This window comes from Kitasatospora sp. HUAS MG31 (genome assembly GCF_040571325.1).
GTDB lineage: Bacteria > Actinomycetota > Actinomycetes > Streptomycetales > Streptomycetaceae > Kitasatospora > Kitasatospora camelliae.
The window spans coordinates 1,902,681-1,915,968 of sequence record NZ_CP159872.1; the positions used below are offsets into that span (position 1 = coordinate 1,902,681).

Annotated in this window: 8 protein-coding genes and 1 pseudogene; 5 read left to right on the top strand and 4 right to left on the bottom strand. The window is 72.4% G+C overall.

Features of this window, described 5'->3' with window-relative positions:
- Positions 1 to 85: 85 nt before the first annotated feature.
- Together ABWK59_RS08910 and ABWK59_RS08915 are read left to right on the top strand one after the other, a co-directional pair.
- A pseudogene (locus tag ABWK59_RS08910) lies at positions 86 to 1,057 on the top strand (hydrolase); the annotation flags it as partial.
- Positions 1,058 to 1,149: 92 nt separating this feature from the next.
- The gene (locus ABWK59_RS08915) at positions 1,150 to 3,192 is read left to right on the top strand and encodes a CocE/NonD family hydrolase (protein ID WP_354639383.1); all 2,043 of its coding nucleotides are present in this window, start codon (positions 1,150 to 1,152) and stop codon (positions 3,190 to 3,192) included.
- A gap of 86 nt (positions 3,193 to 3,278) precedes the next feature.
- Here ABWK59_RS08915 and ABWK59_RS08920 read toward each other — a convergent pair whose 3' ends face one another.
- The 4 genes from ABWK59_RS08920 to ABWK59_RS08935 are packed head-to-tail and all read right to left on the bottom strand — an operon-like array spanning position 3,279 to position 7,737.
- A complete protein-coding gene (locus ABWK59_RS08920) occupies positions 3,279 to 4,637 on the bottom strand; it encodes a GH1 family beta-glucosidase (protein WP_354639385.1) in 1,359 nt (452 codons plus the stop codon).
- A gap of 20 nt (positions 4,638 to 4,657) precedes the next feature.
- A complete protein-coding gene (locus ABWK59_RS08925) occupies positions 4,658 to 5,500 on the bottom strand; it encodes a carbohydrate ABC transporter permease (RefSeq protein ID WP_354639387.1) in 843 nt (280 codons plus the stop codon).
- On the bottom strand, positions 5,493 to 6,425 hold the full coding sequence (locus tag ABWK59_RS08930; RefSeq protein ID WP_354639389.1) for a carbohydrate ABC transporter permease: 933 nt from the start codon (positions 6,423 to 6,425) through the stop codon (positions 5,493 to 5,495). The genes ABWK59_RS08925 and ABWK59_RS08930 overlap by 8 nt, the downstream gene beginning before the upstream one ends.
- Before the next feature lies 1 nt (position 6,426).
- The gene (locus tag ABWK59_RS08935) at positions 6,427 to 7,737 is read right to left on the bottom strand and encodes an ABC transporter substrate-binding protein (protein WP_354639391.1); all 1,311 of its coding nucleotides are present in this window, start codon (positions 7,735 to 7,737) and stop codon (positions 6,427 to 6,429) included.
- A 144-nt stretch (positions 7,738 to 7,881) separates the two neighbouring features.
- On the opposite strand from ABWK59_RS08935, the gene ABWK59_RS08940 reads away from it, so the two are divergent.
- The 3 genes from ABWK59_RS08940 to ABWK59_RS08950 all read left to right on the top strand — a co-directional run bounded on the left by ABWK59_RS08940 (position 7,882) and on the right by ABWK59_RS08950 (position 13,270).
- Positions 7,882 to 9,111 (top strand): ROK family transcriptional regulator, encoded by a 1,230-nt coding sequence (locus ABWK59_RS08940; protein WP_354639393.1) that lies wholly within the window; start codon positions 7,882 to 7,884, stop codon positions 9,109 to 9,111.
- A 399-nt stretch (positions 9,112 to 9,510) separates the two neighbouring features.
- Positions 9,511 to 12,072 carry a discoidin domain-containing protein gene (locus ABWK59_RS08945; protein ID WP_420492749.1) on the top strand — a complete coding sequence of 854 codons (2,562 nt, stop codon included), beginning with the start codon at positions 9,511 to 9,513 and terminating at the stop codon, positions 12,070 to 12,072.
- Between the two features lie 70 nt (positions 12,073 to 12,142).
- Positions 12,143 to 13,270, top strand: coding sequence for an alpha/beta hydrolase (locus ABWK59_RS08950; protein WP_354639395.1), 1,128 nt, complete (start codon positions 12,143 to 12,145; stop codon positions 13,268 to 13,270).
- Positions 13,271 to 13,288: the final 18 nt, after the last annotated feature.

Consider the following 13,288-nt stretch of genomic DNA (forward strand, 5'->3'; position numbering starts at 1 on the left):
CAGCCCGCACCGCCGCGCGGATACTCGGGTCTACGCGCGGATACCCCACCCCGCGCACCCCCAACACCCCACGGAGGAACGGCAGATGACCGCCATCCGGAACATCCGCGGCAGATCCGCCCTGGCTGCCTCGGCCCTGCTCGCCGCCACCCTCACCGGCCTCGCCGCCCCCACCTCCTCGGCGACCACGTCCTCGGCGACCACCACCCGGCCCGCAGCCGCGGCGGCCGCCCCGCACCGCGTCCTGTTCGACAACAGCAAGGCCGAGACCGCCGGCAACGCGGACTGGATCATCTCCACCAGCCAGCCCGACCCGCTCGCCCAGAACGCCGACCCGACGACCGAGAAGAGCTGGACCGGCGCACTGTCCGCCTGGGGCGTGGCCCTGCAGCGGACCGGCCAGTACAGCCTGAAGACCCTCCCCGCCGGGTCCACCATCAGCTACGGCACCGGCGGTGCGCTCGACCTCGCCAACTTCGACGCGTTCGTGCTGCCCGAGCCGAACATCCGGCTCAGCACCGCCGAGAAGACCGCCGTCCTGCGGTTCGTGCAGAACGGCGGCGGCCTGTTCCTGATCTCCGACCACCTCAACAGCGACCGCAACAACGACGGCTGGGACTCCCCCGCGATCATCAACGATCTGATGAGCAGCAACGGCGTGGACAACACCAGGCCGTTCGGCTTCACCGTCGACCTCAAGACCGTCTCCACCGACAACCCGCGGGCGATCACCGACTCCGCCGACAAGGTGCTCAACGGCTCCTTCGGCAAGGTCACCGGCTCCATCCTGCGCTCCGGCACCACGATGACGCTCTCCCCCGCCGACAACCCCTCGGTCAAGGGCCTGGTCTACCGCACCGGCTCCAGCGGGAACACCGGCGCCTTCTTCGTCACCAGCACCTTCGGCAGCGGCCGGGTGGCCGTCTGGGGCGACAGCTCCCCCGCCGACGACGGCACCGGCCAGTCCGGCAACACCCTCTTCAACGGCTGGAACGACCCCGCGGGCACCAACGCCGCGCTCGCCCTGAACGCCACCGCCTGGCTCGCCAAGGCCAGCTGAACCCCGGGGCCGACCCGCCCCTCCCGGGACGGACCGGCCGTGCGCCCGTGAAGGGGCAGCGCGTCCGGTTCGTCCGTATCGTCGGATCCATGGCGCAATCCGACCCGACCGCCGGCCGGCAGCCCGAACCCACCACCCGCGAGGACCTGCGGATCCCGCTGCCGGACGGCACCCGCCTGTTCGCCCGGGTGTGGCGGCCGGCCGACCGCCGCCCGGTGCCCGCGCTGCTGGAGTACCTGCCGCACCGGGTGACCGACCGCACCGCCACCACCGACGCCGAACGCCACCCCTGGTACGCCGCCCGCGGCTACGCCTCGGTCCGGGTGGACCTGCGCGGGCACGGCAACTCCGAGGGGCTGCCCGGCGCCGCCCACGGGGAGCAGGAGCTCGCCGACGGCCTCGCCGTGGTCGAGTGGCTCGCCGCCCAGCCCTGGTGCGACGGCGGGGTGGGGATGTTCGGCCTCGCCTGGGGCGGGTTCGACGCCCTGCGGATCGCCGCCGAGGCCCCGCCGGCGCTCCGGGCCGTGGTCGCGGTCTGCGCCTCCGACGACCGCTGGGACAACGACGGCCACTACCTCGGCGGCTCCCTGCTCGCCGCCGGGACGCACGCCCGCTCGGCCGCCCTGCTCGCGCACGCCTGCCGCCCGCCGGACCCGCGCTACGTCGGCGAGGACTGGCGACCCCTGTGGCTGGCCCGGCTGGAGGCGGTCACCCCGCCCGTCCACGCCTGGCTGGCCCACCAGACCCGGGACGGCTACTGGGCCGGCGGCAGCGTCCGCGAGCACGCCGACCGGATCACCGCCGCCGTCCTCGCCGTCGGCGGCTGGGCCGACCCTCACCGCGACAGCGTGCTGCGGCTGGTCGAGGGGCTCCGCGCGCCGGTCCGCGGCATCATCGGCCCCTGGTCGCACCAGTACCCGGACGCGGGCCGGCCGCCCGGCCCGTCCATCGGCTTCCTCCAGGAGACCCTGCGCTGGTGGGACCACTGGCTGAAGGACCTCGACACCGGAGTGATGAAGGAACCCGCCCTGCGCTGCTGGATGAACGAGTCCGTGCCGCCCGCCTCCTCCTACGTCAACCGGCCCGGCCGCTGGATCAGCGACGAGTCCTGGCCCTCCCCCGACGTCCGGGAGGTCCACTACGGCCTGGACGACGCGCTGCGGACCGCCGGCACGCCCTCCGGCGACCGGTTCGTCCACGTCCGCTCCCCGCAGCACACCGGCGTCGACGCCGGACGGCTCTCCCCGGTCGGCGGCGACGCCGACCTGCCGCCCGACCAGCGCGAGGAGGACGGGCGGTCGGTCTGCTTCGACTCCGTGCCGCTGCCCGAACCGGTGGAGATCCTCGGCCGGCCCGCCCTGCGGCTGCGCCTGCGCAGCGGGGCCCGGCGCGGACAGGTCGCCGCCCGGCTCTGCGACGTCGCGCCCGACGGCGCCTCCACCCTGGTGACCCGCGGGGTGCTCAACCTGACCGCCCGCCGCGGGCCCGCCGAGGCCGCCGACTGGGAGCCGGACGCGGTGGAGGAGGTCGACCTGGACCTGCTCGGCATCGCGCACGCCTTCCCCGCCGGGCACCGGATCCGGCTGGCGCTCTCCTCCGCGTACTGGCCCTGGGTGTGGCCCCACCCCGACCCGAGCGGGTTCGAACTCGACCCCGGCAGGAGCGTGCTGACCCTGCCGGTACGGCACCTGGCGGCGGACGCCGGCAGCCTCCCCGTCACCTTCGAGGACCCCGAGCACTCCGCCGGGCCCGGACTGCACGTCACCGAGCCGCTGACCGCGCGGCCGGAGCGGCTGGTGGTGCACGACGTGGCCGCGGGCGAGTGGCGGGTGGAGACCGTACCCGCCGGAACGGGATCCTGGATCCATCCGGACGGCCTCGTCTACGACGAGCAGGCGGTGGAGGGGTACCGGATCCGCACCGACGACCCGCTGAGCGCCCAGGCACGGTCGGATCTGACGATCCGGCTGGAGCGGCCGGAGGTCGGGTGGGACGTCACCGTCCAGACCCGGTCCGAACTGACCTGCGACGGCGGGCACTTCGTGGCCCGGAGCCACGTCCGCGCGCTGGAGGGCGGCGACGTGGTGTTCGAACGCCACTGGCGCGAGCGGGTCCCCCGGACGGCCTGCTGAACGCTTGCGCTGACCGCTCCCCCAGGACCGACGCAACCGGGCAACCCGCGGGGCCGACGCAACCCCTGTCTGTGGCTCGCCGGGCTTCAGGCGACGGGTTGGGGGGTGCGGGTGTGGTGGGCGGCGATGAGGGCGGCGTAGCGGTGGCCGCTGGATTTGATGGTGCGGCGCTGGGTGGGGTAGTCGACGTGGACGAGGCCGAACCGCTTGTCGTAGCCGTACGCCCACTCGAAGTTGTCCAGCAGGGACCAGGCGAAGTACCCGGCCAGCGGGGCGCCCTGGGCGGCGGCGCGGGCGCAGGCGGCGAGGTGGGACTCCAGGTACGCGGTGCGCTCGGGGTCGTGGACGGTGCCGTCGGGGGCGACGGTGTCGTGGTAGGCGGCGCCGTTCTCGGTGACGTAGAGGCGGCGGACGCCGTACTCGCGGGTGAGGCGGAGCAGGAGTTCCTCGATGCCGGGGGCGTGCACCTCCCAGGGCATGGCGGTGTGCTCGGGGTTGGGTCCGGGCAGCTGGCGGAAGTGCGGGGCGGGTCCGGTGGGGTCGTCGGCGACGATCTGGCGGAAGTAGTAGTTGAGGCCCATCCAGTCGAGCGGGGCGGAGATCAGCTCCAGGTCGCCGTCCCGGACGGGGAGGTCGACGCCGTAGACGGCGAGCATGTCCTCGGGGTAGCCGCGGCCGAGGACGGGGTCGAGCCACCAGCGGTTGATGTGGCCGTCCGCGCGGCGGGCGGCGGCGAGGTCGGCGGCGGAGCGGGTGGCGGGTTCGATGGTGCTGAGGTTGTTGACGATGCCGATCCGGGCGCCGGGGACGGCGGCGCGCAGGGCGTGGACGGCGAGGCCGTGGCCGAGGTGCAGGTGGTAGGAGGCGCGGACGGCGGCGGTGAGGTCGCGCGTGCCGGGGGCCATGGCGCCGTCGAGGTGGCCGATCCAGGCGGAGCAGAGCGGTTCGTTGAGGGTGGCCCAGTCGGTGACCCGGTCGCCGAGGCGGGCGGCGACCTGGGCGGCGTACTCGGCGAAGCGTTCGGCGGTGGCGCGCTCGGGCCAGCCGCCGCGGTCCTGCTGGGCCTGCGGGAGGTCCCAGTGGTAGAGGGTGGGGAAGGGCCGGATGCCGGCGTCGAGCAGGGCGTCGACCAGGCGGTCGTAGAAGTCCAGGCCGGCCGGGTTGACCCGGCCGTCGGCCAGCGGGACGACCCGGGGCCAGGCGATGGAGAACCGGTAGGCGTCCAGGCCGAGGGTGCGCATCAGGCCGAGGTCCTCGGGCCAGCGCCGGTAGTGGTCGCAGGCGGTGTCGCCGGTGTCGCCGCCGTCGACGTTGCCGGGGGTGTGGGAGAAGGTGTCCCAGATGGAGGGTGCGCGGCCGTCGGCGTCCGCCGATCCCTCGATCTGGTAGGCGGCGGTGGCCGCGCCCCAGAGGAAGTCGTCCGGGAGGGCACTGAGGTCGTTCACAACTGGCCTTTCGGGGAGGGTCACTTGACGGCGCCGGCGGTCAGCCCGGCGACCAGGAAGCGCTGCAGGAGGAGGAATCCGGCCACCACGGGCACGCTGACCACCAGGGACGCGGCCATCACCTGGTTCCAGTACACGTCGGTCTGGGTGGCGTAGCCCTGGAGTCCGACGGCGAGGGTGCGGGTGGTGTCGTTGGTGAGGACGGAGGCGAACAGCACCTCGCCCCAGGCGGTCATGAAGGAGTAGACGGCGACCGCGATGATGCCGGGCATGGCGGCGGGGACGACGATCCTCAGCAGGGTGCGGACCGGGCCGCAGCCGTCCACCGCGGCCGCCTCGTCCAGTTCGCGGGGGATGGAGTCGAGGTAGCCGACCAGCATCCAGATCGAGAACGGCAGCGAGAAGGTGAGGTAGGTGAGGATCAGGCCGCCGCGGCTGCCGTAGAGGGCGACGCCGGTGGTGTTGCCGATGTTGACGAAGAGCAGGAACAGCGGCAGCAGGAAGAGGATGCCGGGGAACATCTGGGTGGAGAGCACGGTGACGGTGAAGATCCGGCGGCCGCGGAAGCGGAAGCGGCTGACCGCATAGCCGGCGAGGATCGCGATGGCCACCGAGCAGATCGTCGAACCGACGGCCACGATCAGCGAGTTGACCACGTACCGGCCGAGCGGGATGGTCCGCCAGATGTCCACGTACGGCCGCAGGGTCACCTCGCTGGGGATCCAGCGGAACGGTCCCTGGACGTCCTGCAGCGGCTTGAGCGAGGAGCTGAGCATCACCAGCACCGGGGTGAGGGTGAAGGCCGTCAGCAGGACGAGGAACGCCCGCCGGAACCACCGGAAGGACGCGGGCGGGTCAATCATCGGCACCCCTGGAGCGCGAGGTGAGGAACAGGTAGGCGGAGGTCACCAGGAGCAGGAAGAACAGCAGCAGCACGGACATCGCCGAGCCGGCGCCGAAGTTCCAGGTGACGAAGGAGGACTGGTAGATGTGCACCGAGATCAGGTCGGCCGCCTCGGGGGCCGCCTTGCCGAACAGGATGAACGGGGTGTTGAAGTCGTTGAAGGTCCACAGGAACAGGACCAGGACGAGCACCAGGTTCACCGGGCGCAGCGAGGGCAGGGTGATCCGGCGGATCTGCTGCCAGACGCCGGCGCCGTCCAGGGCGGCGGCCTCGTAGAGCTCGCGGGGGATGTTCTGCAGGCCGGCGGTCAGGGTGAGGAAGGCGAACGGCCAGGAGCGCCAGACCGAGACGGTGGTCAGGGCGGTGAAGCTGTTGTCGCCGATCAGCCAGAACGGCTTGTCGCCGGTGAGGTGGAGCTGGTCGTGCAGCAGGTGGTTCACCAGGCCGGTGTCGCGCTGGAACATGAACGACCAGGTGATCACCGCGGCGTACGCGGGCAGGGCGTAGGGCAGCAGGAAGGCGGCGCGGAGCAGGCCGCGGCCGCGGAACGCGTCCTGGGTGTGGATCGCGGCCACCGTGCCGATCAGCCAGGAGAGGCCGACCGAGAGCACGGTGAAGGCGCAGGTCACCCAGAACGAGTTGAGCAGCGACCTGCCGATGGGCGCGTCGAAGTCCACCGCCACGCGGTAGTTGGCGAGCCCGGTCCAGGGGGCCTCGGACCAGTTCCGGATGAAGAACTGGGTGAGCTGCTTGAAGCTCACCCAGACGCCGGTGAGCATCGGGATCAGGTGGATCAGCAGTTCCAGCGCGAGCGCCGGGAGGAGGAGCAGGTACGGCAGGCCGGCGCGGCCGGGCCGCCAGGAGCGGATGCGGTCGAGGATCACGTCAGCTCGCCGGCATCTGCTGCTGGGCCTTGGTGAGTTCGGCCTTGACGGTGTCCTCGGTGACCGGCTTGCCGGCGGCGGCCGCGGCGAGCAGGTTCTTCACGGCGGTGCCGACCAGGGTCTCGAACTGGCTCTCGTCGGCGATCCGGGGCAGCGGCTGGGCGCTGGAGCCGAGCACCTTGGCGAGGGTCTGCAGCTCGGGGGTGGCGAAGGCGGGGTCGGCCTGGGCCTCCTTGACCGGCGGGATGGAGCCGTAGGTCCGGTTGAGGACGGTCTGCTCCTCGGTGCTGGTCATGAACTTCACGAACTGGAGGGCGCCGTCCGGGTTCCTGCTGTTCCTGAAGACCGCGAGGTTGATGCCGGCGACCATGGAGGTGGTCAGCGCGGAGCCGCTCGCGCCGGCCGGGACGGGGACGGGGGCGACGCCGTAGTCGTCCGGGTTCATGCCGTGGGACTTGAGGTTGGCGCCGGCGGCCTGCCACATCAGCATGGCGGCCTTGCCGGTGGCGAAGTCGGTGACGGACTGGTTGTTGGCGTACTCGGCGTTGCCGGGGGCGGCCACCTTGTGCGTGGCGATCAGGTCGACGTACTGCTTGACGGCGGCGACGGCCTGCGGGCTGTCGAACCGCGGCTTGCCGGAGGCGTCGAAGAAGTCGGTGCCGTGCTGCTTGGCCAGGGTGAAGACGTGGTGGACGTTCTCGGAGACGTTGCCGCCCTCGACGGCGAGGCCGAAGTGGCCGTCCTTGGTGAGCTTCCTGCCGTCGGCGACCAGCTCGTCCCAGGTGGCCGGGGGCTGCTCGATGCCGGCGTCCTTGAACATCTTCTTGTTGTAGTAGAGGCCGTACGCCATGGAGTAGAGCGGGACGGCGGCCGGGTCCTTGCCGGCGGCGCCGGCGGTGTCGAGGGCGGCGGGCAGGAAGCGGTCCTTGCCGCCGATCTTGGCCAGGGTGGCGGCGTCGAAGGGCAGCAGGGCGCCGGTGGCCTGGAGCGAGGTGGACCAGGTGTTGCCGATGTTCAGCACGTCGGGGCCCTGGCCGGAGGCGGTGGCGGCGAGGATCCGGTTGAGGAGGTCGGACCAGGGGACGACTTCCAGCTTGACCTTGATGCCGGTCTGCTGCTCGAACTTTCTCAGCTCGGGCTCCAGGATCTGCTTGTCCTGTTCCGGGCTGGCGCCCTGGTTGGACGCCCAGTAGGTGAGGGTCCCGGGGTCACCGCCGTCCGCGGAGCCGGCGGTGCCGCCGCCGCAGGCGGTGGCGGTGAGCGTGAGTGCGGCGACGAGCGCGGTGGCGGCGGCGAGGCGGTGGATGCGCATGACCGGGGCCCCTCTCGGGCGGTGGGGTGGGATGGTGGTGAAGTACCGAGCTCAGCAGCTTACTTCAGGCCGTGATTTAACTGTTGAGAAAAGCTGGCGTCAAGACTTCGCGCAGCGATAGATTCGGACCGGAAGGGAGAGAACATGACGGGGCGAGGCAAGCAGACCGTGCGTGACCTGCGGCGGGGCAGCAGATCGACACTGCTGCGCAGGCTGTACTTCGAGGGGCCGCTCAGCCGCCAGGAGCTCGGCACGCTCACCGGCCTGAGCGCCGGATCGATCAGCAACGTCACCGGCGACCTGCTCGCCGACGGCCTGATCGAGGAGTGCGGCTCGGTGGAGTCCGACGGCGGCCGGCCCCGGGTCCTGCTGCGGGTGCCGCCCGGCCGGGCCCACCTGGTCGGCGTGGACGTCGGCGAGACCCAGGTCCGGGTCGCCCTCTTCGACCTCGCCCTCACCGAACTCGCCGCCGGCGACCACCCGCTCTCCGACAAGGGCCACGACGTCGACCACGTCGTCGAGTTGATCCTCACCGGCCTCGCCGAGGTGCTGGAGCGCACCGGCACCGACCCGGCCACCGTGCTCGGCGTCGGCATCGGCGTCCCCGGCATCGTCGAGCAGAACGAGTCCGCCGCCGGAGCCGACGGCGACGCCGCGGACATCGTCGTCCACAGCCAGACCGTCGGCTGGGACGCCGTCCCGCTCGGCCGCCTGCTCCGCGCCGGCACCGACCTGCCCCTGCACGTGGACAACGGCGCCAAGACCCTCGGCCAGGCCGAGATGTGGTTCGGCGCCGGCCAGGGCGTCCGGCACGCCGTGATCGCCCTCTTCGGCTCCGGCGTCGGCGCCTGCGTGATCGCCGACGGCGCCCGGTTCCGCGGCGCCACCAGCAGCGCCGGCGAGTGGGGGCACACCAAGGTCCACGTCGGCGGGCGGCGCTGCCGCTGCGGGTCGCGGGGCTGCCTGGAGGCGTACGTCGGCGCGGAGGCACTGGTCGAGCGGTGGGGCGAGGCCGCCCCCGACGCCGGGGAGAAGGCCGGGCTGGCCGCGCTGCTCGCCGCCGCGGAGGCCGGGGAGCCGGCCGCGAGCGGACTGCTGGACGAGGCCGCCGAGTACCTGGGCGCCGCCATCGCCGACCTGATCAACCTGTTCAACCCGGAGCGGATCGTGATCGGCGGCTGGGCCGGGCTGCTGCTCGGACCACGACTCCTCCCGGCCGTCCGGGACGCCGCCACCGAGTACGCGCTCCGCTTCCCGCGGGCGCAGACCTCCATCGAACTCGGCCGCCTCGGCCCCGACGCCGTCACCGTCGGCGCGGCCACCCTCCCCCTCACCCGCTTCCTCGACACCGGCGGCGAACTCCTGAACCGCTAGCGCATGGCGCGACCCTCCGGGACCACCCCGACCGGGGCGCGGGGCACTGCGCGCAGGAACGCGCGCAACCGGCTCCCGTGCCCCGATCGAGCCCCGGGCCGGCTTCCGCACTCGCGCAGCTCCCCGCGGCCGTGGGGGTACTCGTTTGCAGCGTCTACGAGTTCACGGCTTGAATAAAGTCGTGATGGAGGGTTGACAGCCGCGTTCGCAGGGCCCGAGACTCCCGGACTGGGAGCTCTCGGCGAGCCCGGCCGAACCGACCGGCGATGCCCTGGTGCGGTCTCCTCCGGCGCCCCTGCGCCGCGCCGGCCGGCCCCACCCCCGCCGCCGGTCCTCCATGCCGTCGCGCCGCCACCCGCGCCCCCACGCCCCCCACCCACCCCACCGCAGGAGAAGCCCGTGAGGCTCACTTCAGCACGCCCCCGCAGGATCCCGGCCGCTCTGCTCGGCCTGGCCCTGCTCTCGGGCGCCGTCCTGGCGCTCCCGGACTCCGCCGCCCACGCCGCGGACACCCTGATCTCGCAGGGCCGTTCGGTCACCGCCTCGTCCACCGAGAACGCGGCCACCCAGGCCGCGGCCGCCGTGGACGGCGACACCGGCACCCGCTGGGCGTCGGCGTTCAGCGACCAGCAGTGGCTCCAGGTCGACCTGGGCGCCACCGCCACCATCAGCAGAGTGGTGCTCAACTGGGAGGCGGCGTACGGGAAGTCGTACCAGATCCAGGTCTCCCAGGACGGCGCGAACTGGACCACCGTCCACAGCACCACCACCGGCACCGGCGGCACCGAGACCCTGAACGTCACCGGCACCGGCCGCTACGTCCGGATGAACGGCATCACCCGCGGCACCGCGTACGGCTACTCGCTCTGGGAGTTCCAGGTCTTCGGGTCGTTCGGGGGCTCCACCCCGCAGTGCGGCACCGAGGACGCCGCCCGTGGCCACCAGGCCACCGCCTCCTCCACCGAGAACGCCGGAACCCCCGCCTCGGCCGCCGTGGACGGCAACGCCGGCACCCGCTGGGCGTCGGCGTTCAGCGACCAGCAGTGGCTCCAGGTCGACCTCGGCGGCTCGCAGCAGATCTGCCAGGTGGTGCTCAACTGGGAGGCGGCGTACGGGAGGTCGTACCGGATCCAGGTCTCCCAGGACGGCGCGAACTGGACCACCGTCCACAGCACCACCACCGGCACCGGCGGCACCGAGACCCTGAACGTCACCGGCACCGGCCGCTACGTCCGGATGAACGGCACCGCCCGCGGCACGGCGTACGGCTACTCGCTCTGGGACTTCCAGGTCCGCACCGGCGGCGTCCCGCCGATCACCGGCGGTGGGGACCTCGGGCCGAACGTGCTGGTCTTCGATCCGTCCACGCCGGGCATCCAGGCCAAGGTGGACGAGGTCTTCCGCAAGCAGGAGGCCAACCAGTTCGGCAGCGACCGGTACGCGCTGCTGTTCAAGCCCGGCACCTACAGCGGCATCAACGCCCAGATCGGCTTCTACACCTCCATCGCCGGCCTCGGTCTCAACCCCGACGACACCACCTTCAACGGCGACGTCACCGTGGACGCAGGCTGGTTCAACGGCAACGCCACCCAGAACTTCTGGCGCTCCGCCGAGAACCTGCGGCTGCGCCCGGTCAGCGGCACCGACCGCTGGGCGGTCTCCCAGGCGGCGCCGTTCCGCCGGATGCACGTCGAGGGCGGCCTCAACCTGTCGCCGGACGGCTACGGCTGGGCCAGCGGCGGGTACATCGCGGACAGCCGGATCGACGGCACCGTGGGCAACTACTCGCAGCAGCAGTGGTACACCCGGGACAGCTCGATCGGCGGCTTCAGCAACGCCGTCTGGAACCAGGTGTTCTCCGGTGTGCGGGGCGCGCCCGCGCAGAGCTTCCCCGACCCGCCGTACACCACCCTGGACAGCACCCCGGTCTCCCGCGAGAAGCCGTTCCTGTACCTCGACGGCGCGGACTACAAGGTGTTCGTGCCGGCCAAGCGCACCAACGCCCGCGGCACCTCCTGGGAGAACGGCGGCACCCCGGGCGGCTCGATCCCGCTCGACCGGTTCTACGTGGTCAAGCCGGGCGCGACCGCGGCGACCATCAACGCCGCGCTGGCGCAGGGCCTCAACCTGCTCTTCACCCCCGGCGTCCACCACGTCGACCGGACGATCACCGTGAACCGCCCGGACACCGTGGTGCTCGGCCTCGGCCTCGCCACGATCGTCCCGGACAACGGCGTGACCGCGATGAAGGTCGGCGACGTGGACGGCGTCCGGCTGGCGGGCCTGCTGTTCGACGCCGGCCCGGTGAACTCCCCGGTGCTGCTGCAGGTCGGCCCGGACAACGCCACCGCCGACCACTCCGCCGACCCGACCAGCGTCCAGGACGTCTTCGTCCGGGTCGGCGGGGCGGGCGCCGGCAAGGCCACCACCGGCATGGTGGTCAACAGCGACGACACCATCGTCGACCACACCTGGATCTGGCGCGCCGACCACGGCGAGGGCGTCGGCTGGGAGACCAACCGGTCCGACTACGGCCTGATCGTCCGCGGCGACGACGTCCTCGCCACCGGCCTGTTCGTCGAGCACTTCAACAAGTACGACGTGCAGTGGTCCGGCGAGCGCGGCAAGACGATCTTCTTCCAGAACGAGAAGGCGTACGACGCGCCCAGCCAGGCCGCCATCCAGAACGGCGCGGTCCGGGGCTACGCCGCGTACAAGGTGGACGACGCGGTCACCACCCACGAGGCGTGGGGCCTGGGCAGCTACTGCTACTACAACGTGGACCCGACCATCCGGCAGGACCACGGCTTCCAGGCGCCGGTCAAGCCCGGGGTGAGGTTCCACGACCTGCTGGTGAACTCTCTCGGCGGGAACGGCCAGTTCAACCACGTGATCAACAACGTCGGCGCGCCCACCTCGGGCACCTCGACCACCCCGTCCACCGTGGTCTCCTTCCCCTAGGGATCCCACAGGACGGTGAGCCGGGCCCCCGCCGGTCGGGGGCCCGGCCCCGGTCGCCTACGATCATCGGGTGCCCAGCCTGACCGGACTCCCGCTGCAGATCATCGCCGCCCTCGTCGCGGTGGCCGCCTTCGTCGCCACGATGAAGTACTGGCCCCGGCTCGGCGGCCAGGGAGTCAAGCCCCTGCTCGCCCGGCTCGGCGCGTTCTTCGGCACCCAGCTCGCCGTGCTCGCGGCGCTCGGCCTGGTGGCCAACTCCTACTTCGGGTTCTACTCCACCTGGAGCGACCTGCTCGGCCTCGACGGCACCCCCGGCACGGTGGTCGACCACCAGCCCGGCGGCCAGGCGGTCCAGCTCAAGGAGCAGCACGCGCTGTACGGCGGCAGCAAGGCCGAGCAGCGCTCCGGCATGCTCCAGCAGGTGGAGATCAGCGGCGCCCGCTCCCGGATGACCGGCCAGGCGTACGTCTACCTGCCGCCGCAGTACTTCCAGGCCGGCTACGACGGCAGCCGCTTCCCGATGGCGCTGGTGCTCTCCGGCTACCCGGGCTCCGCCGAGAAGCTGATCTCGCTGCTGAAGTACCCGGCCTCGGCGCTGGCCGCCATCGAGGCGAAGAAGCTGCCGCCGACCGTGCTGGTGATGATGCAGCCCACGCTGTCCGGCAACCGGGACACCGAGTGCATGGACATCCCGGACGGCCCCCAGGTGGAGACCTTCTTCACCGAGGACCTGCCGCAGGCGATGGCGAGCACCTACCGGATCACCGACCAGCCCTCCGCACGGGCCGCCATCGGCAACTCCACCGGCGGCTACTGCGCGCTGAAGTTCGCGCTCCGCAAGCCGGAGTCCTACCCGGCGGCGGCCTCGCTCTCCGGCTACTACACCGCGCCGCTCGACCCCACCACCGGCGACCTGTTCGGCGGCAGCCAGGACCTCAAGCAGGAGAACGACCTGCTGTGGCGGATGGAGAACAAGCCGGGCGCCCCGGTCTCGCTGCTGCTCGCCACCAGCTACAACGAGCAGAACTACGAGGCCACCCAGCAGCTGGTGGGCGCCTTCCGCGCCCCGACCCAGCTGTCCACCATCACCCTGGACACCGGGGGCCACAACTTCCACACCTGGACCCGGGAGATCCCGCCCGCCCTGGAGTGGATGGGCAAGCGCCTGACGCCGCCGCAGCCCGCCCCCGCCGCGTAACCCGCCCACCGGGGCACG

What these genes read in the sequence shown, in the direction of transcription:
- ABWK59_RS08940 (WP_354639393.1), top strand. Translation starts at nt 7,882, where the DNA reads ATGACGGGGCGAGGCAAGCAGACCGTGCGTGACCTGCGGCGGGGCAGC.
- ABWK59_RS08915 (WP_354639383.1), top strand. Translation starts at nt 1,150, where the DNA reads ATGGCGCAATCCGACCCGACCGCCGGCCGGCAGCCCGAACCCACCACC.
- ABWK59_RS08935 (WP_354639391.1), bottom strand. Translation starts at nt 7,737, where the DNA reads ATGCGCATCCACCGCCTCGCCGCCGCCACCGCGCTCGTCGCCGCACTC.
- ABWK59_RS08925 (WP_354639387.1), bottom strand. Translation starts at nt 5,500, where the DNA reads ATGATTGACCCGCCCGCGTCCTTCCGGTGGTTCCGGCGGGCGTTCCTC.